Here is a 22,456-nt window from a genome sequence, read left to right on the forward strand (position 1 = left end):
CTCGACTCGACAAGGCAAATCTATGTGGGATACCAGTTCCGTACTTTTTTATTTTTATTTAGGCATGGCCATTCTGGCCATCTGGGCTGTGTACCAGGCATGGTCTAGTCAATCTCGTACCGAGACTATTCATCCATTTAAAGCATTTTGTCATTTGTTGGCTTTTTACCTGTCCTATTTACTGGTTCCACTGGTGTTCTTCAGTATTTATGCCGGATGGAGCGGTTATTATTCCTTGCATGAAGCTGTTTTTGTATTTTTGATCAGCGCCGTCTTGAGTTATGCACGCTTTATCGAGCCGCATTTAATTCAAGTGAAAACGACACAATATCAGATCAATGCGGATAAACGCTTAAAGCAACCCGTCCGGATTGCCCTGATTGCAGATTTACATATCGGTCTGTTTTCTGGTCATGAACGGCAGTTGCGACAAATTGTGCATAAGTTAAATCATGTTCAACCCGATTTGGTGGTGGTGGCCGGAGACTGGACTTATGAGCCGGAAAATAAACTGGCACAAGAACTGGCAGTTTTAAAAGAAATTCATGCCCCAGTCTATTCCGTCAATGGCAATCATGACGAGCAATATCCGGGACCACCGATTCAGGAACTGTTGCATTATGCACTGCAAGTCAATCAGGTCATGGATATTGAAGGGCAAATTGTCGAATTTGATGAATTTCGGCTCTTGGGTGTGGGCGATCTCTGGGCGGGTAAAGCCGATATGCGCAGTCTGCCAGATTTACCTCAGGACAAGCCTTGGGTCATTTTGTCGCATAATCCCGATACGGTGGATATGATTCCCAAATTGCCGACACGTCCTCTCATGCTGGCTGGACATACCCATGGCGGACAGGTGGAATTGCCTTGGCTGACCGATTATGTCATGAAAAAAGTATCAATTTTGGGGCACAAGAAGGGCATGTACCGTCATGAACATGCAGATGTGTTTGTCACGGTTGGCACCGGTTTGGTCGGCGTACCTTTTCGTTTTCGAGTACCACCCACCATTGATATTATTGAACTGATCTAAATGGAGATATTGTCCTGTTCAGCTTTAACTGATGATCCAGATCAGGATCAATAACAGCACTGCAATGGCTGCCAGAATCCAGATTTTATTTTCAATTTTTCGGGTTGGGACGTCTTCGCGTAATTGTCGTGCGGTGATTTCAGCTTCTGTGGGGGTATTCAGGCTCGGATGGGTCGGAATTTCAAGGGGAGGCGTTACCAAGTCAATCTCACCCGCATCATCACTAAAGCGCGGTCCTGTGCTTTCAGTTTTCATGACCACATCGTGCTCACGGACAATCTCTTCAATCACTTGCAGCGCCTGGATTTCATTCAAAGTCGTATGCTCGGTGATATAGCGAACGGCCTCTATTTTTTTATCATCTTCCAGCAAAATGATAATATTGACCAACTGTTCCTGGGTTAGGGATTCAATAAGCTCCTGCATTGCCTTGTCTCATTGTCTGGTTGAGTCCATTTGATTGTTGAGCAAATTTAACGAGATAAGTAGCAGAGTTTTGTTGTGAAATCATAAAAAAGCCAGCATCGAATGCTGGCTTTTAAATCAAACTAAGACTTTAAATTTGATTATTTACATCATCATTCTTGGTTTCACGAATCAACAGAAATGCAATCAGTGACAGGATTGATGCTGCGGTCAGGTAATAACCGACTGCAGACAGACCGTAAGTTGTTGCCAGTTTGGTGGCAATCAGCGGAGCAAAGGATGCACCAAAGATGCCTGCCAGGTTAAAGGTCAATGCAGAACCGGTATAACGTACTGAAGTCGGGAAGATTTCAGACAATACAGTACCGATTGGCCCATAGGTTAAGCCCATGATCGCCAGACCAATACACAAGAACAAGAATACCACCAGCGTGCTGCCAGATTCCAGCATATCTGCAAAGAAAATCCCGAAGATGGCAGAGATAACACAGACTGCAATCGAGGTGGTTTTACGGCCAAATTTCTCGGCCAATACTGCAGAAAGTGGAATAAAGGCAGCAAAACATAGGGTTGCAACCAACTGCAATTGCAGGAATTCTTCACGAGAATAACCTAGCTGTTTAGTACCCCATTGCAATGCAAATACTGTGGTGAGGTAGAACACCACGAAGGTACAAATTGCAGCGATGGTGCCGAGTACCAGCATGCGAGAATGTTTTTTGAAGACTTGAACAAATGGAATGTTCACTTCTTTTTGTTTATCTAGCACCTTTTGGAATGCCGGGGTTTCATGCAGTTTTAAACGAATCCATAAACCGACAATCACCAGCAAGGCACTTGAGATAAATGGAATACGCCAGCCCCAAGCCATAAAGTCAGCCTCAGACATGAAAGCGCCCAACGTCAGGAAAGAACCTGTTGCCAGAATAAAGCCGATTGGAGCACCCAGTTGCGGGAACATGCCATACCAGGCACGTTTACCTTCAGGTGCATTCTCGGTGGCAAGAAGTACGGCACCTGACCATTCACCACCCAGCCCCAAGCCCTGACCTAAACGACAGAGTGCAAGCAAGAGTGGTGCAGCAATCCCGATTTGCGCATAAGTGGGCAAGAGGCCAATCGCAACGGTGGAAATACCCATGGTCAGCAAGGCAGCGACCAATGTGGCTTTTCGCCCGATCCGGTCACCCAAATGACCAAAGAGTGCCGCACCAATCGGGCGGGCAATAAAGGCAATGGCGAAAGTGGCAAGCGACTGAATGGTGGCAGTCATCGGATCTGTACTTGCAGGGAAGAACAGATATGGAAAAATAATGACAGCAGCAGTGGCATAGATATAAAAATCGAAGAACTCGATTGTAGTACCGACCAAGCTCGCGGTTAAAACGCGAAATTTTGAATTTTGTGCTGGCTGAGCAGCAGAATTAGACGACGCCATGGAGAACCTTACACTTACTAAAAATAAAAAAGCTTAGTTTTAAAAGCGTAATCTTTTTAAAAAAGGCGTAATTTTTTAAAAAAACAACTGCAATCTTCTCGCTTTAACTCGCTCAGGGTCACTGAAATGAAAAAGAAGATGATTAAATCACGTAAAGATAGATAGACAGAAAATGTGATCCTGCGCCTATCAATACAAATATGTGCCAGATAGCGTGGGTATATCTTACTCTTTTTAAAGCGTAAAACAATGCACCTACGGTATAAGCCAATCCGCCAATGATCAGAAAGGTCAAAGATTGAGCACTAAGATATTGTTGCATATCATCCATCACCAGCAGCGCCAGCCAGCCCATGACCAGATAAGCCGCCAAAGAAATTTTCTGGAAACGATGAATGAAAACGAACTTGAACAGTGTACCAATGAGGGCGATCACCCAGAGTGCAATCAATAAATACTGGGCTTTGGCTGTTGGAATGGCAATTGACAGGAAAGGCGTATAGGTTCCGGCGATTAAATAATAAATTGCAGTATGATCAACTTTTTTATAAAAATAACGACGGTCTGCTGCGGTGGCCATGTGATAGAGCATGGACGCAGAGAAGAGCAAGATCATGCTCAGCGCATAGACCCAAAGTCCAATCCATTGTCCAGTACTGAGATAAGACCCTTTAATAATCAAAAGAATACCAGCAATTACCGATAGTCCAGCACCCACAGCATGACTGATATAATTAATTCGTTCCTCAGTGTGATCATAATCTGGAACCAGCGGCGCATTCTGCATGATTGTCATTCTTCTTTAAAATATACATTTGTATAGTAATTCAATTTTGCTTTTAGGTTAAGAAGATTTAAACTTGAGGGGCAATTCATTTCAGGTTTTATCTATGTCAACGTTGGCAACTCTCTCAGACCAAGAACAGCAGTTTTTAGATGTATTTCAGCAAGCTGTTGAAAGTGATCAATTTGATCGTCTGATCTTAAGCCAGTATAAAGGTGAACTGCAGGATTTAGAGAAAATGACCTTGCGAGTCATTTCATTAAATGGGCAAAAAGTACTGAGCTGTTTGTATCGCCATAAAACTCAGGATGTCACCAAAAACTATCCTTTAGCGGATGCACTGGCACAGGTGACAGTATTATTAGCATGTTGCAAGCAAGCCAATTTAATGACGCTAGATGAAGAATTACAGCTGAAAAAAAACAAGAAAAAAGCCATGTTGACCCGTACTAAAAACAAAAACTCGACGCTTCAGGTCAAGTCCGCTGAACAGGGTCATGACCGGATTAAACAACGTTATGTTGATCAGGACAGCATCTTTTTACAGCATCTCGGCATTAGCGATCATAACGCGCAGATCATTCCGAGCATGGCGCGTAAATGGAAACAGATTAATAAATTTGTCGAGATTTTTTCGGGTGCATTGGCGCAACTCAAGCCACAAGTCGAAGGTCTGCGTGTGGTGGATTTTGGCTCCGGTAAAGGCTATCTGACCTGTGCTTTATATGACTATATGCAAAAACATGGTGAGACGCCGTGGGTTACAGGGGTGGAACTGAATCCGAAAATGGTCGAGTTCTGCCAAAAGGTCGCGCAACAATCTGGCTTTGATCAGCTCGACTTTTTTCAGGGCGATGTGCGTACTTATGCACCGAAACGCCTGGATGTAATGATCGCTTTGCATGCCTGTGATGTGGCAACGGATTTTGCGATTCACAGCGGTATTCGCCTGAATGCACAGATGATCATGTGTGCGCCATGTTGCCATAAGGAATTGCGCCCACAGTTACAGGCGCCAAAAGTGCTGAGTCCGATGCTGCAATTTGGTATTCATGCCGGTCAACAGGCAGAAATGCTGACCGATACCATTCGTGCGTTATTGCTGAAAGCCTATGGTTATGAAACCAAAGTTTTTGAGTTTGTGGCACTGGAACATACCAGTAAAAATAAAATGATTCTGGCGACGAAACGCAAAGATTACCAACAACCCGATCAGGAGGTCTTGAAACAGATTCAGGACTTGAAAGAAATGTACACTATCCAAAAACATTCACTGGAATTGTTATTGAATAATCAGTGGGATCAGCAGGGGATTGGTTCTAAATGCTAAAGGATTCAGAGCTTAAAATTGTTTCGGGTGGTTGGGAGGATTTAGCGAAGCATGCCAAAACCATTCGCGAAGCCGTGTTTATTCAAGAACAGAATATCGCTGCTGAAGAAGAATGGGATGAGCAAGATGCCATTTCCATCCATTTTGTGGTCTATGAAAAGGGGCATGCGATAGCCACTGCAAGATTGCTGGCGAATAACAGTGTAGGTCGTGTTGCAGTGTTAAAGCCACATCGTGGCTTGAAGATCGGGCAGCAATTGATGCAGGCGATTATCGATTATGCCAAAGCAGATCATCGAAAAGATTTAAAACTGTCTTCGCAAGTACATGCCATCGGTTTTTATCAGGCATTGGGTTTTAAGGTTCAGGGTGAAGACTATCTGGATTGCGGCATCCCGCATATTAATATGTATTTAAACCTTTAATTTTTTAGTTATTGAGATACAAAAAAGCGAGGCATTGACCTCGCTTTTTTACGCCCTTACTGAATCAAGATCAGTGGCCATGCGCTGAGCTATGCTCGGCACTCTCCATATTGGCATGTTCTTCAGTTGACATATTATGTTCATTCGCTGTTGTATCGGAATGAGCCGTATTGGCAGTCGCACGTGCCTCACGATCTGCTTGAGCCTTCGCAATTGCTTCAGGAGACATGGTCGGTGCATTTTTAAAAGCATGCTGCTGGGTCGTCTGTTTATTTTGCTGGCTTGGCATGTAATCCGGTTCATTCGTCACCGCAAGCCAAAAAATAAACATGAATAATCCACCTAAAATACAGAAGATAATAAGTGCTTTCCAACCCCAAGGGGATTTTTCAGGTGAACTGTGATCAGTCATAGGTCTTACCCACGTGGATATCAAACTTATGTAACTTTATAACATAAATTGATCAAAAAGCAGATCAAAATCTGTCATTAGACGAGTGTATCCAGTGATTCAGCCAGATCCGGAAAATAAAAAGAGCAACTCAGTTCCTCTTTTTATTTAGAGCTCAAAATTATTGAATTGGCTGGCCTTCTGCTGCCCGGTCTTTCAGGAGTTGCGGTGCTTTGAAGCGTTCACCATACTTATTTTCGAGTACCTTGGCACGGGTCAGCGCCTTGGCCAGACCATACTGATTTAAGAATTGCACCGCGCCACCCGTCCAGGCTGCAAAGCCAATGCCAAAAATGGAACCGACATTGGCATCGACCACAGACTCCAGCACGCCTTCTTCCAGACAGCGCACGGTATCCAGTGCCTGCACAAACAGCAAACGATCTATCATTTCCTGTTCAGAAAGATCAACCTCTTTTTTCCAGTGGTTGAGACCCGTCCAGAGCTGCTTTTTACCATTTTCTGGATAATCATAAAAACCTGCCCCGGCAGCCTTACCTTTGCGGTTAAACTCATGAATCATACTGTGAATAACTTCATCTGCGGGTGATTTGGTGATGGTCTGACCTTGTGCTTCTAAGGCTTTGTATCTTTCATTGGCCACATGTTCGGAGAGGGTCAAGGACACTTCATCCTGAATGGCCAAAGGCCCGACTGGCATACCGGCTTTGAGTGCGGCCATTTCAATCCGTGCCGGATGCACGCCTTCTGCCAGCAGGCGCAAACCTTCTTGAACGAACGTACCAAAGACACGACTGGTAAAGAAGCCACGGCTGTCATTTACCACAATCGGTAATTTGCCAATCTGCTGGACAAAGTCAAAGGCTTTGGCCAGTGTTTCTGCTGAAGTATTTTGCCCCTTGATAATTTCGACCAGCTGCATTTTATCGACTGGACTAAAGAAATGCAGACCGATAAAGTTCTGATCATTTTTTGAAGCCTGAGCTAAATCTGTAATAGGCAGGGTCGAAGTATTCGATGCCATCACGCCATGACTGGCAAGATACTGTTCTGCTTCTTGTGTGACTTGAGCTTTCAGTGCGGGATTTTCAAACACCGCTTCAATGATCAGGTCACAACCGGCCAGATCTTGATTGGATGCAGTCGCTTGAATCAGGCTTAAAACCTGATCTCGTTGATCAGCAGATAAACGTCCTTGAGCTACTTTTTTATCCAGCAGTTTCTGGCTATAAGCTTTACCTTTTTCAGCCGCTTCAATCGAAATGTCTTTTAAAATAACCTGAATGCCTTTGCTGGCAGTCACATAAGCAATGCCTGCACCCATCATGCCTGCGCCCAGAATGCCAACTTTAGTGGCTTTCCATTTCGCAACCTTTTGGGGACGGCTGGCACCGGATTTGATCGCATTCAATCCATGCCAAAAAGTAGCGATCATATTTTTAGAAATCTGACCGGTGGCCAGATAAGTAAAGTAACGTGATTCAATGGTCAGCGCCGTATCGACATAGACCTGAGCACCTTCCACCGCTGCCGACATGATTGCTTCAGGTGCAGGATAGCAACCTTTGGTTTTATCACGCAGCATCGCCGGGGCAATCGCCAGCATCTGTGCAACTGCTGGCGTTGAAGGGCTACCACCCGGAATTTTGTAGCCTTTTACATCAAAAGGCTGTTGTGACTTCGGATTGGTTTTGATCCAGACAATGGCTTTGTCTAAGAGTTCATCGGTATTGTCTGCAATATCGTGAATCAGCCCTAAAGATCGGGCTTTCTCTATACCCAACTGTTTGCCTTCCATCAACAAGGGAAAAGCATTTTGCAGGCCGAGCAGGCGCACGCTACGGACAATACCACCGCCACCGGGTAGTAAACCCAGTGTGACTTCAGGCAGGCCAAACTTGCTTTTAGGGTCATTCAAGGCAATACGATGATGGGCACACAGAGCAATCTCCCAGCCACCGCCCAGTGCTGTGCCATTTAGTGCAGCCACAACCGGAATGCCGCGGGTTTCGATATAACGCATCTGCGCTTTCATCTCTTCAATCATGTTGAAGAATTCAGTCGCATGTTCAGGTGTAGCTTGAATCAGTTCATCCAGATCGCCACCGGCAAAGAAGGTTTTTTTCGCAGACCGGAAAATGATGCCAGTAATATTTTCATCAGCTTTGAGTTTTTCTACGGTTTCAGCCAAAGCGCTACGAAAATCTGCATTCATGGTATTGGCAGACTGGTTTGGAGAATCAAAGGTCAGAATGACGATATTATCTTCAGTTTTTTGATATTGAATTGCGCTCATAAATTTTTATCCAGATCATAATGGGATGAATTTGGCATTAATATCCTGATTAGATTTTAGAAATTTTCCTTATTCCGGAGCCTTTCCAAATTCATCTAAATTCTTGGTTTAAGCTTCAGTTCGACCTGCCTTACGAAATGTATTTCTCATTTAGCAAAAGTAGGCAAAACCATTGTCATACGCAAAATCTATTAATTTTGTAAAACAATGATCTTGCGCTAAAACCAAAGCAGTGCTTTGGTTTTGCTCAGGTTGCATATGACTAAAACGTGAATCAAACACTTTAAATATTTGAGTTAAACCAATTCAATAATGGTGGCGATGCCCATACCGCCACCGACACACAGTGTGGCTAGTCCACGTTTTTTGCCTTGGCGTTCTAACTCATCCAGTAAAGTTCCCAGAATCATCGCGCCTGTTGCGCCCAATGGATGACCCATAGCGATTGCACCACCATTCACATTCACTTTCGCTGGATCAACATTGAGTTCGCTAATAAATCGCATCACCACCGCAGCAAAAGCTTCATTGACTTCAAACAGGTCAATATCATCAATCGTCAAGCCAGCTTTAGCCAAAGCTTTACGTGCTGCCGGGGCAGGGCCGGTCAGCATAATGGTAGGATCAGCCCCGACCAGCGCCGTGGCCAGTACTTTGGCACGCGGTTTTAAACCTTGTTCTTTGACCGCTTGTTCCGATGCGATGAGAACCACGGCTGCACCATCGACGATTCCGGAAGAATTCCCGGCATGATGCACATGATTCACCGTGCCAACTTCAGGATATTTTTGTAGGGCGATGGCATCAAAGCCCATCTGTCCCATGGTCGCGAAACTAGGATTGAGTTTGCCTAAGCCTTCAGCAGTTGTGGTCGGTTTGATAAATTCGTCTTTGTCCAGAATCACCACACCGGCCTTGTCTTTGACCGGGATAACAGAAGCGTTGAAATAACCATTGGCTTGTGCGGCAGCGGCTTTCTTCTGGGATTGCTCGGCAAACTGGTCTACGTCGGTGCGGCTATAACCGTCAATCGTGGCAATCAAGTCCGCGCTAATACCTTGCGGAATAAAATCACAGGCCATATTGGTTTCAGGATCCAGTGCCCAAGGGCCACCATCGGAACCCATCGGCACGCGGGACATGGATTCGACGCCGCCTGCAACGACCAGATCTTCCCAGCCAGAACGGACTTTTTGTGCAGCCAGATTGACAGCTTCCAGACCGGAAGCACAGAAACGGTTGATTTGTACACCGGCGACATCATTGTCCCAACCCGCTGCGATCGCCGCGGTTTTGGCAATATCGGCGCCTTGATCACCAATCGGAGTGACACAACCCAGCACAATATCATCGACTTTTGATGTATCAAATTGATGACGTGCCTGAAGTTCGTTAAGCAAGCCAGTCAGTAATGAAATGGGTTTGACTTGATGTAAAGATCCATCTTTTTTACCTTTTCCGCGTGGCGTGCGAATGGCGTCGATAATATATGCCTCGCTCATAGCATGTCCCTTTTATTAATTTGCTGAAAATTATTCTAATGACTCGAGTGTAATACTTAAATTTTGAAGTGCAATGACGAGAACGGACCAGATCATTTGATGATTTTTGCCAATAAAAAAAGCCCAGGTCTGGAAACCTGGGCTGGAGAAGAGGATATCGAGAATTTTAATTAATGATAACCATGCAACTGGCGATATAGACCTGGGGTTACACCGGTCCATTTCTTGAAGGCACGATGGAAGGTACTGGTTTCACTGAAACCGACCTGCTGCGCGACATCTTCGAGGGTTAGATCTGGATTCAATAACAGATGAATCGCGGCATCACGGCGCAAGGCATCTTTCACACCTTGATAGCTTTTACCTTCGGCTGCCAGACGGCGGCGCAAGGTTTGAGGAGATAAATACAGCATTGACGCGACATCATTCAATGTCGGCATTTCTTCGCCAATCTGGCTCTTCAATACATCACGGATTCTTGAGGTCAGCGAGTTGGTATTTTTAAACTTCACCAAGAGCTGAGCAGGCGCAGCTTTCAAGAATTCCTCTAAGGTTTCTTCATTCTGACGGATCGGCAGGTCCAGATAGTCCGCAGCAAAAGTGATTTCGGTGCGTGGCATGTCGAACTGCATTACCGGCGCAAAGAACAGGGCATCATATTCGTCAGCATGGGCTGGACGTGGATAGCTAAAATGCACACGTTCCAGCGGTAAACGACGTTCAATCAGCCAAGATGCCAGACCATGCCAGATCATCAGCATACTTTCGGTAATAAAATGATCCGGATCCATTGCATTTGGAATGAGGGGCACCAGACGTGCTTCGTGTTTGTCACGTTCCAGGGTCACCGACCAGTCATCACCGAAGAGTTTATAGAACTGCGAGGAAAGTTCCAGTGCATCACCTAAGGTTTTGGCATGAATGATGAGCTGACACATGATGGCAAAAGTGCCCAATCGGCGTTGCTGTTTGTCAAAGCCAACATGCTCGTCTTGGGTCACCATCCATAACATTTTAATAAAGCGGGTATATTGTTCAGGTGAAATACGGGCTTTAGGTTGATGCAGCAGTTCTGCTTCAATTCCGACGTGAGACAATAAAGTATCGACATCCATGCCTAAGCGCTTGACGCCAGATAAGGCTGCATTGACGAAATGGATACTGATCGTATCACGACTCATGTTTAATCCTTCAGTCTCTTTAATGTTCACTAATATTTGACCTAAATGACGAAAAATAATAAAGCAATGGCAATTTACAAGAACACCTTTGCCATTTTCTTACATATTAGATTGCCGAAACTATCAAGGTAAATGGCTGAACATGACATTGTTTTTATGCATTTATGTTTCTATGATGCTGAAAAAAGCAATATAAGTAGAGCAAATACTCCAATGTCATATACCTTAAAAGGATTGAAAATTCTAGACTTTTCTACATTATTGCCGGGCCCATTCGCGACATTATATCTGGCTGATCTCGGCGCCGAGGTTGTGCATATTGAATCACCGACCCGCCTGGACCTGTTGCGATTAATGCCCCCCTTTGCCAATGGACAGGCCACCTCACAGAGTTATCTGAACCGAAACAAGCAATCGGTAGCACTGGATTTGAAAGATCCGGCCAATATCGAACTGGTCAAATCCAAGATTGCAGATTATGACATTGTGATTGAGCAATTCCGTCCCGGCGTGATGCAACGGCTTGGACTGGACTACTCAATCTTAAGCGAAATTAACCCCAAATTAATTTACTGTTCTATCACTGGTTATGGCCAAACCGGTACTTATAAAGCGAAAGCAGGACATGATATTAACTATCTGGCCTTGTCCGGTATTGCTGGACACAGTGGCCGGATTGAAAGTGGGCCACCTGCTTTAGGCATTCAGGTTGCCGATGTAGCCGGTGGTTCCATGCATGCCGTAATTGCGATTTTGGCGGCGGTGATCGAACGCCAGCGCAGCGGTAAAGGTCAATATATTGATATTTCCATGACCGATTGTGTGGTCACCATGAATAATCTGGCCGCATCTGCCAGTCTGGCTGGCAATCAGCATCAACGACCTGAGTCTGGCTATCTGAATGGCGGGACTTTCTATGACTATTATGCAACACAGGATGGACGTTATCTGTCGATTGGCAGTCTGGAACCTCAATTTATGCAGGGATTGGCACAGGCTTTAGAACTGCCGATTATTCTAGAAAAAGGCAATTCTTTTGCTCCAGAAGATCGTGCTGCGGTGAAACAGGCAATTCAAAATAGAATAAAGTCAAAACCATTAGCGGAATGGCAAACACTATTCGCAGCGCTGGATGTCTGTGTCGAGCCGGTGCTAAAACTGGAAGAAGCTTTACATTCTGATTTAGCGCAACAGCGAGAATGGCTAGTACAGGTTCCATTAAAACCCGATAGTCAGCAGACCGAAGCACAACTGGCCTGTCCGATTAAATTTTCACGTTCAAAGATACGTTATGATTTTGTCGGTCAGTTTTTGGGTGAGAGTGAAAAATGGTAATATTTTTAATTATTTAAAAGACAAAAAAGGATAAAAATATAGAAATATCACTATATGAAAATAACTGCTAATGATTGATGAATTAAAGCATTATTGCTTTAAAACTACACTAAATGCGCTAAACCGTGATATCAGTGAAACTTTGGCAGGCTTATCAATAAAACAGCTATGAAATATGTATAAAAAGCATTTTATTGATAGGTTTAATCTCGCTATCCTTACGCTCGATATAATAGAAACTACTAGCAGCTGTACGCCATGTATTTATATACTGATTTCGATCAGCAACTGATTAATGAACGTGTTGCACAGTTCCGTGACCAAACGGAACGTTATTTAGCCGGCAAACTCACCGAAGATGAGTATCGTCCGCTTCGTCTGCAAAATGGTCTGTATGTGCAGCGTTATGCGCCGATGTTACGTATTGCAGTGCCTTATGGTTTGATGAACTCAAAGCAACTGCGTAAAGTGGCTGATTTGGCTAAAGAATATGACCGTGGTTACGCGCATATTTCGACCCGTCAAAACATTCAGTTTAACTGGCCGGCACTGGAAAACGTACCTGATATGCTGGCTGAACTGGCGACCGTGCAAATGCATGCGATTCAGACTTCAGGCAACTGTATCCGTAATACCACGACGGATCAGTATGCCGGTGTGGTGGCTGGTGAAATTGCCGATCCGCGTCCGACCTGTGAGTTGATCCGTCAATGGTCAACTTTCCATCCGGAATTTGCCTTCTTGCCACGTAAGTTCAAGATTGCAGTCTCTGCGCTTGAAGAAACCGACCGTGCAGCCACTGCATTTCACGATATCGGTGTATATATTGTGCGTAATGAAGCCGGCGAAATGGGCTATAAAATCAAAGTGGGTGGTGGTCTTGGCCGTACTCCAGTGATTGGCAGCTTTATCCGTGAGTTCCTGCCACGTGAAGACTTGATTGCTTATCTTGAAGCAGTGCTTCGTGTGTATAACTTGCATGGTCGTCGCGACAACAAATATAAAGCCCGTATCAAAATTTTGGTCAAAGCTTTAACGCCAGCGGTATTTGCTGAGAAAGTTGAAGCTGAATTTGCGCATACTGTTAAGACTTTGAAAATCGATGCAGACACCTTGGCAAAAATGGATGAAAACTTCACCCCATTTGATTATCAAGATTATGCAGATGAAGATTTTACTGAATTGTTTGCGCAATATCCAAAATTCAAACAGTGGTTCAATATCAATACCAATGCCCATAAAGTGAAAGGTTATCGTATTGTGACGATTTCACTGAAACGTGCCGGCATTGCACCGGGTGATGTCAGCACTGAAGAAATGAACCTGATTGCAGACCTTGCCGATCAGTACACTTTCGGTGAATTACGTACCACGCATGAACAAAATATCTCGTTGGTCGATGTGCCGCAAAAAGATTTGTTTGCTGTATGGCAAACCCTTGAACAAAACAACCTGGCACGTGCCCATATCGGTTTCTTGACCGATATCATCTGCTGCCCGGGCGGTGATTTCTGTTCATTGGCCAATGCAAAATCGATTCCGATTTCTGAAGCGATTTCACGCCGTTTTGATGATCTGGATACCATTTACAACTTGGGTAAACTGGACTTGAACATCTCCGGTTGTATGAATGCCTGTGGTCATCACCATGTCGGTAATATCGGGATCTTGGGTGTTGATAAAAAAGGCGCTGAATTCTACCAGATCACGCTTGGCGGTAATGCAGACCATGATGCCTCAATTGGCGACATTCTTGGGCCGTCATTTGCAGCAGATGTGGTGCCGGATATTGTAGAAGAAATTCTAAATACCTATCTTGATCTACGTCAGGACGCTGAAGAGTTTATCGATACTTATCGCCGTGTTGGCATCCAACCATTCAAGGAGCGTGCATATGCTTAATACCGCACTCGCAGTGCTCTCTAAAGATGGCACAGTGACAGAAAATACTTATCAGCTCATCGGTGAAGAGGGTGTTTTACCACAAGGTGATGTGGTTCTGACGGTAGATCAGTTAGATCAACTTCGCCATGTTTCAGGTAAAAAAGCATTGTACTTAACCGTTGATGCTTCACCTGAAAGCAATGAATTTCCGCTAGCTCAATTAGATGCAATCTTTATTGAATTCGCCGGTTTTAATGATGGCCGTGGCTATTCATTTGCAGCACTTTTACGCCGTCAAGGTTTTCAAGGCGAACTTCGTGCCACTGGTGATGTATTCAAAGATGTGTTGAACTACATGAAGCGTTCTGGTTTCGATACTTTCGTGATTAAAGAAGGTAAAGACATTCAGGAGGCGGCTGCCGGTTTAAATGATTTTAAAAATCCGTACCAGGCATCGACCGCGGTGAATCAGGCAAATTATCAAACAGGTGCCTAACCTGAGGGTTAAAAAGCTTGTCTGTAAATAAGTCTATTTTTCTTATAAACAAAAAGCCTGCAATGCAGGCTTTTTGTTTGCTTTGGACGATAGATATGATTGTTTCTATACTATCCTGAATACTTTAAATTGCTGCGAATTGCTGTAGCATAAGTATCTTTATGCTGAGAGTAACGCGAGCAGAGCGCTAATTTTCGAGTATGCAAAATCAATCAAGAGGGCGATTTTAATGGGATCGTCATCTGATTTATTTTTTTAATTTTTTCATGATGAAGTGACTTGTCTTTATGCAAAATTCTATCCGTATTGGTATTGCTGGTTATGGCAACTTGGGTCGTGGCGTTGAAACCGCCATTCAAAAGAATCCAGATTTACAACTTGTGGGTATTTTTACCCGTCGTGCGCCTGAAACGGTATCTCCTTGCTTCGCAGCAACCCAAGTGTTCCATATGGACTCACTGACAGATTTCCAAGATAAAATTGATGTGCTGATTTTATGTGGCGGTTCAAAAGACGACTTACCGCAACAAGGTCCGATCTTGGCCAGCCAGTTTAATATTGTCGATAGTTTTGACACCCACGCACGTATTCCTGAATATTATGCAGCGGTCGATGCACCTGCAACAGCCAGCAAGAAAACTGCGATGATCTCCATTGGTTGGGATCCAGGCATGTTCTCGATCAATCGCTTATTTGGTGAAGCTTTACTACCAGACGGTGAAACCTATACTTTCTGGGGTAAAGGCTTAAGTCAGGGTCATTCAGATGCCATTCGTCGTGTAGAAGGTGTGAAAGCAGGGGTGCAATATACCATTCCTTCAACAGAAGCAATTGAGAAAGTACGTAGTGGTGTTCGTCCAGTATTAACGACCAAAGAAAAACATACCCGTGAGTGTTATGTGGTGCTTGCAGAGGGTGCAGATGCAGAAGCAGTTAAGCAAGCGATTGTGACCATGCCGGATTATTTTGCCGACTATGACACGACTGTGAATTTCATTGATGAAGCAACTTTAGCACAAGATCACCAGCGTATGCCGCATGGTGGTTTTGTGATTCGTAGTGGAAACACCAGTGATGCACATAAACAAGTGCTTGAGTTTTCATTAAAACTAGAAAGTAATCCAGAATTTACAGCCAGCGTTTTAGTTGCTTATGCACGTGCAACTTATCGTTTAAATCAAATGCAGCAGTATGGTGCAAAAACAGCATTTGATGTGGCACCGGGCTTGTTGTCAATGAAATCACCTGAGCAACTTCGTAAAGAAATTCTTTAAGTCTTATCATTTAAAGTACAGCTTTGAATATTTGACGATAAAAAGCCTCCAATCGGAGGCTTTTTGATTTCTAAAATTCCCCCTCCTTTATTAAAGGATGAGGAACGATGTTCCGCAAGAGGGGAGGATTTATAAAATCCCTCTAAATCTCTTTTTTAAAAGGGAGGCTTTTAATTAAAGCAACTCAATCGCCACAGCAGTCGCTTCACCGCCACCGATACAAAGTGCAGCAATACCACGTTTACCACCGGTACGTTTCAGCGCATGAATCAAAGTCAGGATAATACGTGAACCGGTTGAACCGACAGGATGACCCAGGGCACAGGCACCGCCATTAATATTGACTTTTTCAGGATCAAGCTTGAATTCATCCATTGGACACATGGTCACCATGGCAAAGGCTTCATTGATTTCCCAGAGGTCGACATCTTGAGCATTCCAACCTGCTTTATCGAGAACCTTTTGAATTGCACCCACTGGCGCTATGGTAAATTCAGAAGGATGCTGTGAATTTGAAGCATAGGCAACAATTTTGGCCAAAGGATTTAAACCTTTTGCTGCGGCATGATCCGCTGAGCTAATCACCAGAGCTGATGCACCATCAGAAATTGAGCTGGCATTGGCAGCGGTAATGGTGCCGTCTTTGGCAAAGGCTGGACGCAGGGTTGGAATTTTATCAATATTGGCATTGAAGGGTTGTTCATCTTTATCAACAACCACATCACCTTTACGTGTTTTTACCGTAACTGCTACGATTTCATCAGAAAAATAGCCTTCATTCACAGCAGTTTGTGCACGTTTCAATGAGCGAATGGCGAAATCATCCATCTGTTCGCGAGTATAGCCTTTGGTATTTGCCATATCTTGGGCAAATGAACCCATCAAACGACCAGTCTCGGCATCTTCAAGACCATCAAGGAACATATGGTCTTTGATTTCACCATGCCCCATACGGAACCCGCCACGTGCCTTAGGCAGCACATAAGGTGCATTGGTCATTGATTCCATACCCCCTGCCACAACAATATGTGCAGAGCCGGCTTTAATCATATCGGCTGCTTGCATCACTGCTTTCATGCCAGAACCACATAGCTTATTAATGGTTACTGCCCCAGTCGAATCCGGAAGACCTGCCTGACGCATCGCTTGACGTGCAGGTCCCTGTTTTAAACCTGCAGGAAGAACACAACCCATAATGACTTCTTCAATATCTGCGGGTTGTAAACCTGCACGAGCAATTGCTTCTTTAATTGAAGCGGCACCAAGTTCAGGAGCAGTTACACTGGCAAGGCTGCCTTGAAAGCCACCCATGGCTGTACGTGCACCATTGACAATCACGATGTCGGTCATTGTTATATCTCCGTATAAGTTTTAATTAATTTCTCAAACATAAGCAGTATATTGAAAAAAAACTAGGATTGAAGGGTTAATCGCAGTCAATCTTAAACTGGATAGTTCTGTTAGCATGAGGAGAGGCTTTCTACCCGGATATGCCCCATTTTACTCAGTACAATACGCTGCTGGCTGGAAAGTTGAGCAGAACAATAATAGAAACTACCATTCGAACCAATCGGAAGGGCGGTATGTGCCTGATAAGTGACACTTGGTGAACTTAATGCGCCTCGCCAACTCAGGTTGCCATATTTAAGATTTAGAGCATCAATGTGTAAAATTTGTTCGCCTGCATCGACTTGCCGGTTTTTATTTTTATCAATAAAGACCAGTATATTTTTATTCCATTGATTGGGGTGACAGCTGAGTGAATCCTGACTGGGACAGATCACAATATTCTGGTGAAACACGGCAGCCTGACTACGTGCATAACGGTTAACCGCAGATAATTTGATAGGAATCTGTTTGGCTTCCTGTCTGGACTGATATTCATGAAAGTAAGGCAGGGCAATACTGGCCAAAATTGCAAGCACTGCAACACAGATAATCAATTCAACAATAGTGAACGCTCTTGTTATTTTTCTATACATAGAGTTACCTGATTTATATATTATTTTTATAGGAAACATGTTATTAATTATGCGTTTTTTATGCTTTGTTGAGCGTGTAATTTAGCTGTTACTCAAAATTCAAGAAAGCTATTAAAAAATAATTGGCAATCACAATAGGTCATTCAGAATAAAAAATTGAGTAAAAAATTACTGAATTACAACGGAAATTGTAAGTAATTTTGTCAATAATTTACTTGATTAAATTAATCAAGCACTTGGAAAAATAATAAAGTGTTTGTATGATGCCATGTGAATAGCTTAAGAATAAAACTGGGGTAATAAAAAGCCTATCTCAGGATGGCCTATTACGGGCTTGAGCTTGAACAACAATTGTTATCTCTGGAGGATAAATCCATGAAAATGAGTCGTATTGCTTTAGCTATGCTTGTAGCTGCACCTTTTGCTGCTGCAAATGCAGGCGTAACTGTTACTCCGTTGATGTTAGGTTATACATTCCAAGACACTCAGCACAACAATGGCGGTAATGATGGCGAACTTACAAGTAGCCCTGAATTACAAGATGATTTATTTGTAGGTGCTGCTATCGGTGTAGAACTTACTCCATGGTTAGGTTTTGAAGCAGAATATAGCCAAGTTAAGGGTGATGTTGACGGTGCTGATGCTGGTGCAGAATACAAAGGTCAGAATATTGCAGGTAACTTCTATGCAACTTCTGATGTGTTCACTGGTAACTATGACAGCAAGATCAAACCATATGCATTGTTAGGTGCTGGTCACTACAAATACAAATTTGATGGTGTAGATCGCGAAGGTCGTGGTAATGAAGAAGAAGGTACGCTAGGTAACGCTGGTATCGGTGCATTCTGGCACATCAACGATGCATTGGCACTACGTACTGAAGCTCGTGGTACTTACCACTTTGACGAAAAATTCTGGAACTATACAGCGCTTGCTGGTCTTAACGTAGTTCTAGGTGGTCGTCTGAAACCAGCTGCTCCAGTAGTAGAAGTTGCTCCAGTTGAGCCTGTAACTCCGGTTGCTCCAGCTCCACAAGAGTTGACTGAAGACCTGAACATGGAACTTCGTGTGTTCTTTGATACAAACAAATCAAACATCAAAGATCAATACAAACCAGAAATCGCAAAAGTTGCTGAGAAGCTAGTTGAATATCCAAACGCTACTGCTCGCATCGAAGGTCACACTGACAACACTGGTCCACGTGCATTAAACGAACGTTTATCTCTAGCGCGTGCTAACTCTGTTAAATCTTCACTTGTGAATGAATACAACGTAGATGCATCTCGTTTGTCTACTCAAGGTTTCGCTTGGGATCAACCGATTGCTGACAACAACACTAAAGAAGGTCGTGCTATGAACCGTCGTGTATTCGCGACGATCACTGGTAGCCGTACTGTACTAGTTGAAGGTCAACAACAAGCTCAATAATTAATTATTGAATTGTTAAAAAAGCGGCTCCTATGAGCCGCTTTTTTTATATCTGAATTTTGACTACACTGAGTCATTAAAGATGTAATTGAGTGATAACATGGGTGTTGAAATTCCTGAAGATTTACAAAATCTGGAAGCCAATAGCGGAATTTTCTCGATCTGGATGATTTTCCATCATTATGGAATTGACCTGCATATTCCGGACTTGGTTCAGCTCTGTCGTCACAATCCGGAAATGGGAACTTCAACTATTGCCCTTACAGTGGCTTTGCAGACGCTGGGACTGGATGTTGCTTTTTTTAGCGAATATGATGCAGATAAACAGCCAGTCGAGCTTGATTTTTATCAACAAGCACAGACACTTAAAATACCTGTTGAAGAGCGTGTGATCTCTTGTGCAGAAATCCAGCAGCAGGTGGAAGCAGGCCGTTTCGTGATTGTTTTCTACGATACCTTAGAAGGGGTCGGTAATCATTCATTGATCTATGCAATAGATGAACATGAGATCAGTTTCTTTGACAGTTTTGATGCGATGCCGGCAGATGTATTCGAGCAGCAGCGTCAGGCAGAGGGGATCTGTCAGCAAGTGATTGTGATTGATGACCGTAATTTTGTCATGCGGCATAACTAATCTAAGAAATTAAAAAATCAGCCCGTAGGCTGATTTTTTAATTTCTGATGGTTTATTCCTGATCAAGTTTCATAGGTTGTACATCCATCTCTTGATAAGACACCAGTTTGGATTTTTTCTTCCATTTGTATCCGAACCAGATTGCCAAGAACAATGGAATACTGATATAGGTCGAGAGAACCCCCATCCATTGACCTGCCAGAACATCCTGATAGTTTTGACCAAGGACGACAATCGCACAGAGAATAAAAGCAAACCAAGGAGCAAAGGGGAAGAACTTGGCGCGATAAGCCAGATCTTCCAGTTTGTAGCCTTGAGCCAAGTAACCTTTGCGGAAGCGATAGTGTGAAATCGCAATCCCGAGCCAGACAATAAAGCCGCACATGCCCGACATATTGAGTAGCCAGTTAAAGACTTCCTGTTCACCGAAGAAGGTGGTCAGGAAACACAGTGCTGCGATCGCAGTGGTGGCATACAGGGCATTCATCGGTACACCACGTGGATCCAGACGGCCAAACAGTTTTGGCGCACTACCTTTACGTGCCATATCAAATAGCATGCGTGTAGATGAATACATGCCTGAGTTACCCGCAGACAGAATGGCTGTCAAAATCACCGCATTCATAATGCTCGCAGCAAAGGCAAAGCCGGCCTTTTCATAGAGCAGGGTAAAAGGAGAAAGCGCAATATTGTCGGTCGCAGCCGCCTGTAATAAGCGTGGGTCATTGTAGGCAATTAATGTGCCGATAATGAAAATACACACGATATAAAATAACAGGATACGCCAGAAAATCTGCTTGATTGCCACCGGAATGGTTTTCTTTGGATCTTTCGATTCGCCCGCAGCCACCCCGACCATTTCGGTTCCCTGAAAGGAGAATCCGGCAATCATCGCCACGCCAATTAAGGCTTGGAAACCACCGACAAAAGGTGCGTCACCAATACTCCAGTTGGCAAATGCTTCTGCGCCTGGGGTCAGCATAATCTTCACGATCATCCAGATACCGATAATGATAAAGGCAATAATCGCGACAACTTTCACCAGAGAGAAGAAGAATTCAGATTCACCAAAGCCTTTAACTGTCAGGGCATTAATCCCAAAAATAATGGCCAGGAAAATTGCACTCCAATAAACACCAGGAATATCGGGAAACCAGAATTTCATGATGAACTGAACGGCAACCAGCTCAAAAGCTACGGTAATGGCCCAGTTGTACCAGTAGTTCCAGCCCAAAGCGAAACCAAAACCGCCCTCGACATATTTAGTGCCATAAGTGAAAAATGCACCCGAGGTAGGATTATGCGTAGCGAGTTCGCCCAAACTGGTCATCAAGAAATAAATCATGACACCAATCAGTGCATAAGCAAGTAGTGCTCCGCCTGGCCCGGCATTGGCAATGGTCGCACCCGAGGCCAGGAATAGACCTGTACCGATGGATCCGCCAATGGCGATCATATTCAGATGACGAGCACCCAGCTTACGCTGCAGCTGCATCGTATTTTGCGTTTCGCTCATCACGATTCCTTAACATTTTTTTGTGTGCTAGCGAACAGCACTTTAAAGCCTTGTTGATCCGCTTTCACTGTGCAGCGACCAAAGTTTTGTTCAATCAGGGTCGGGTAGTTTAAGAAACGGTTGGCCACGATCCAAAGCTCGCCACCTGATTTTAAATGACGACGCGAAGTTTTACACAAGGTTTCGCTGGCCGTGTAATCGGTCTCGATTCCCATATGAAAAGGCGGATTACTGACAATGGCATGCAAGAACAAGGGTGCATCAGAAATGCCAGTGACCGCTTTAATTTCGATCTGTTCAGGGCTAAGCTGGTTTTCATCAAAGGTCATTTGGGTGGAGGCCAGCGCAAAGGCATCCACATCCATGGCGAAAATCCGGTTTTTCGGATTCAACTTTGCCAGATACGCACTAATCACACCTGCGCCACAACCAAAGTCAGCGATTTTACCCGAGGTAACTTGTGACAAATAAGGTAATAAGGTGGCAGTCCCAATATCTAAACGGTTTTGACTAAACACGCCCGGCAGGGCACAAATATTCAGGTCACCATTCGGGGTCGAGACGCTATAACGCTGTGCCCAGTCTGCAAGTGATTTTTTCTCGACCGTGTGGTCTAGAACCAGTTGCCAAAGCTGGCAATGACGTGCGCTATCCAGTTTGAGGGTTTTACCATAAGGCTGCAACTGTTTGGCTGCACGCTCTATCCCGCCTTTCTTTTCACCAACCAGGAAAATACTGCTGCCCGGTTTAAGTTGTGCTGCCACATTATGCAGTAAATAATTGAGCAGTTCTTTAGACTTGGGTACAAAAATAACCGCCTGATCAAACTCAGCTTCAGGCATCTCTGCGCCAAAGTGGACATCTGCTTGTTGCGACTGGAAATAGTGAAAATCATTAAAATTCCATGTCCAGACAGCGGGATTGATAGAGGCATCGAATTCAGCGAGTAGATCATCTGTCGGTGCATTAATGAGTAAGATGCGACCCGACAAAAAATCATATTGTCTTAATAAAACTTCGCTTTTAGGATCCATAGGTATCTCTCCAATATAAAGAACACTGCCTAAGTCTGACCTAGAC

The 22,456-nt window shown here is 44.1% G+C and carries 20 protein-coding genes; 9 read left to right on the forward strand and 11 right to left on the reverse strand.

What is annotated here, in order from left to right; translation table 11 throughout:
* Window positions 1-22: 22 nt before the first annotated feature.
* Complete coding sequence (locus GVV58_RS12485) at window positions 23-1,033, forward strand: metallophosphoesterase (protein WP_034608396.1); 1,011 nt, start codon at window positions 23-25, stop codon at window positions 1,031-1,033.
* Between the two features lie 24 nt (window positions 1,034-1,057).
* Here the strand turns inward: GVV58_RS12485 and GVV58_RS12490 are convergent, their stop codons facing one another.
* The 3 genes from GVV58_RS12490 to GVV58_RS12500 form a co-directional block, all read right to left on the reverse strand.
* Window positions 1,058-1,459, reverse strand: coding sequence for a hypothetical protein (locus GVV58_RS12490; RefSeq protein ID WP_005098017.1), 402 nt, complete (start codon window positions 1,457-1,459; stop codon window positions 1,058-1,060).
* Window positions 1,460-1,589: 130 nt separating this feature from the next.
* Entirely contained in the window at window positions 1,590-2,897 is a 1,308-nt protein-coding gene (locus GVV58_RS12495) for an MFS transporter (RefSeq protein ID WP_074383499.1), read from the reverse strand.
* Window positions 2,898-3,039: 142 nt separating this feature from the next.
* Complete coding sequence (locus GVV58_RS12500) at window positions 3,040-3,684, reverse strand: hemolysin III family protein (RefSeq protein WP_074383498.1); 645 nt, start codon at window positions 3,682-3,684, stop codon at window positions 3,040-3,042.
* 103 nt (window positions 3,685-3,787) lie between these two features.
* On the opposite strand from GVV58_RS12500, the gene GVV58_RS12505 reads away from it, so the two are divergent.
* On the forward strand, window positions 3,788-5,011 hold the full coding sequence (locus GVV58_RS12505) for an SAM-dependent methyltransferase (RefSeq protein ID WP_159516682.1): 1,224 nt from the start codon (window positions 3,788-3,790) through the stop codon (window positions 5,009-5,011).
* Window positions 5,005-5,436, forward strand: coding sequence for a GNAT family N-acetyltransferase (locus GVV58_RS12510; RefSeq protein ID WP_005169487.1), 432 nt, complete (start codon window positions 5,005-5,007; stop codon window positions 5,434-5,436). The genes GVV58_RS12505 and GVV58_RS12510 overlap by 7 nt, the downstream gene beginning before the upstream one ends.
* A gap of 70 nt (window positions 5,437-5,506) precedes the next feature.
* Here GVV58_RS12510 and GVV58_RS12515 read toward each other — a convergent pair whose 3' ends face one another.
* The 4 genes from GVV58_RS12515 to GVV58_RS12530 all read right to left on the reverse strand — a co-directional run bounded on the left by GVV58_RS12515 (window position 5,507) and on the right by GVV58_RS12530 (window position 10,827).
* Window positions 5,507-5,848, reverse strand: coding sequence for a hypothetical protein (locus GVV58_RS12515; RefSeq protein WP_034608399.1), 342 nt, complete (start codon window positions 5,846-5,848; stop codon window positions 5,507-5,509).
* A 160-nt stretch (window positions 5,849-6,008) separates the two neighbouring features.
* A complete protein-coding gene (locus GVV58_RS12520) occupies window positions 6,009-8,144 on the reverse strand; it encodes a 3-hydroxyacyl-CoA dehydrogenase NAD-binding domain-containing protein (RefSeq protein ID WP_159516683.1) in 2,136 nt (711 codons plus the stop codon).
* 296 nt (window positions 8,145-8,440) lie between these two features.
* Window positions 8,441-9,646: an acetyl-CoA C-acetyltransferase gene (locus tag GVV58_RS12525; protein WP_159516684.1), complete on the reverse strand. Its 1,206-nt coding sequence runs from the start codon at window positions 9,644-9,646 to the stop codon at window positions 8,441-8,443.
* A 170-nt stretch (window positions 9,647-9,816) separates the two neighbouring features.
* A complete protein-coding gene (locus GVV58_RS12530) occupies window positions 9,817-10,827 on the reverse strand; it encodes an AraC family transcriptional regulator (protein WP_005169495.1) in 1,011 nt (336 codons plus the stop codon).
* Between the two features lie 213 nt (window positions 10,828-11,040).
* On the opposite strand from GVV58_RS12530, the gene GVV58_RS12535 reads away from it, so the two are divergent.
* The 4 genes from GVV58_RS12535 to GVV58_RS12550 all read left to right on the forward strand — a co-directional run bounded on the left by GVV58_RS12535 (window position 11,041) and on the right by GVV58_RS12550 (window position 15,816).
* Window positions 11,041-12,162 (forward strand): CaiB/BaiF CoA-transferase family protein, encoded by a 1,122-nt coding sequence (locus GVV58_RS12535; protein WP_159516685.1) that lies wholly within the window; start codon window positions 11,041-11,043, stop codon window positions 12,160-12,162.
* 258 nt (window positions 12,163-12,420) lie between these two features.
* On the forward strand, window positions 12,421-14,064 hold the full coding sequence (locus tag GVV58_RS12540) for a nitrite/sulfite reductase (protein ID WP_005098006.1): 1,644 nt from the start codon (window positions 12,421-12,423) through the stop codon (window positions 14,062-14,064).
* On the forward strand, window positions 14,057-14,542 hold the full coding sequence (locus tag GVV58_RS12545) for a DUF934 domain-containing protein (protein ID WP_005098005.1): 486 nt from the start codon (window positions 14,057-14,059) through the stop codon (window positions 14,540-14,542). The genes GVV58_RS12540 and GVV58_RS12545 overlap by 8 nt, the downstream gene beginning before the upstream one ends.
* A gap of 287 nt (window positions 14,543-14,829) precedes the next feature.
* Window positions 14,830-15,816 (forward strand): diaminopimelate dehydrogenase, encoded by a 987-nt coding sequence (locus GVV58_RS12550; RefSeq protein ID WP_005098004.1) that lies wholly within the window; start codon window positions 14,830-14,832, stop codon window positions 15,814-15,816.
* A gap of 174 nt (window positions 15,817-15,990) precedes the next feature.
* Here the strand turns inward: GVV58_RS12550 and GVV58_RS12555 are convergent, their stop codons facing one another.
* Together GVV58_RS12555 and GVV58_RS12560 are read right to left on the reverse strand one after the other, a co-directional pair.
* Window positions 15,991-17,166, reverse strand: coding sequence for a thiolase family protein (locus GVV58_RS12555; RefSeq protein WP_159516686.1), 1,176 nt, complete (start codon window positions 17,164-17,166; stop codon window positions 15,991-15,993).
* A gap of 110 nt (window positions 17,167-17,276) precedes the next feature.
* Window positions 17,277-17,798, reverse strand: a complete 522-nt coding sequence (locus tag GVV58_RS12560; RefSeq protein ID WP_159138650.1) for a GspH/FimT family pseudopilin — start codon at window positions 17,796-17,798, stop codon at window positions 17,277-17,279.
* 375 nt (window positions 17,799-18,173) lie between these two features.
* On the opposite strand from GVV58_RS12560, the gene omp38 reads away from it, so the two are divergent.
* Window positions 18,174-19,226, forward strand: a complete 1,053-nt coding sequence (gene omp38, locus GVV58_RS12565) for an outer membrane protein Omp38 (RefSeq protein WP_159516687.1) — start codon at window positions 18,174-18,176, stop codon at window positions 19,224-19,226.
* A 100-nt stretch (window positions 19,227-19,326) separates the two neighbouring features.
* Window positions 19,327-19,860 carry a peptidase C39 gene (locus GVV58_RS12570; protein WP_100329173.1) on the forward strand — a complete coding sequence of 178 codons (534 nt, stop codon included), beginning with the start codon at window positions 19,327-19,329 and terminating at the stop codon, window positions 19,858-19,860.
* A 52-nt stretch (window positions 19,861-19,912) separates the two neighbouring features.
* Here GVV58_RS12570 and GVV58_RS12575 read toward each other — a convergent pair whose 3' ends face one another.
* Window positions 19,913-21,376 (reverse strand): amino acid permease, encoded by a 1,464-nt coding sequence (locus GVV58_RS12575; RefSeq protein WP_005097999.1) that lies wholly within the window; start codon window positions 21,374-21,376, stop codon window positions 19,913-19,915.
* A complete protein-coding gene (locus GVV58_RS12580; RefSeq protein WP_159516688.1) occupies window positions 21,376-22,410 on the reverse strand; it encodes a methyltransferase in 1,035 nt (344 codons plus the stop codon). Before GVV58_RS12580 ends, GVV58_RS12575 begins: the two co-directional genes overlap by 1 nt.
* Window positions 22,411-22,456: the final 46 nt, after the last annotated feature.

Origin of the sequence: Acinetobacter sp. 18QD2AZ41W (assembly GCF_009829025.1) — a bacterium.
Taxonomy (GTDB): Bacteria; Pseudomonadota; Gammaproteobacteria; order Pseudomonadales; family Moraxellaceae; genus Acinetobacter; species Acinetobacter pseudolwoffii.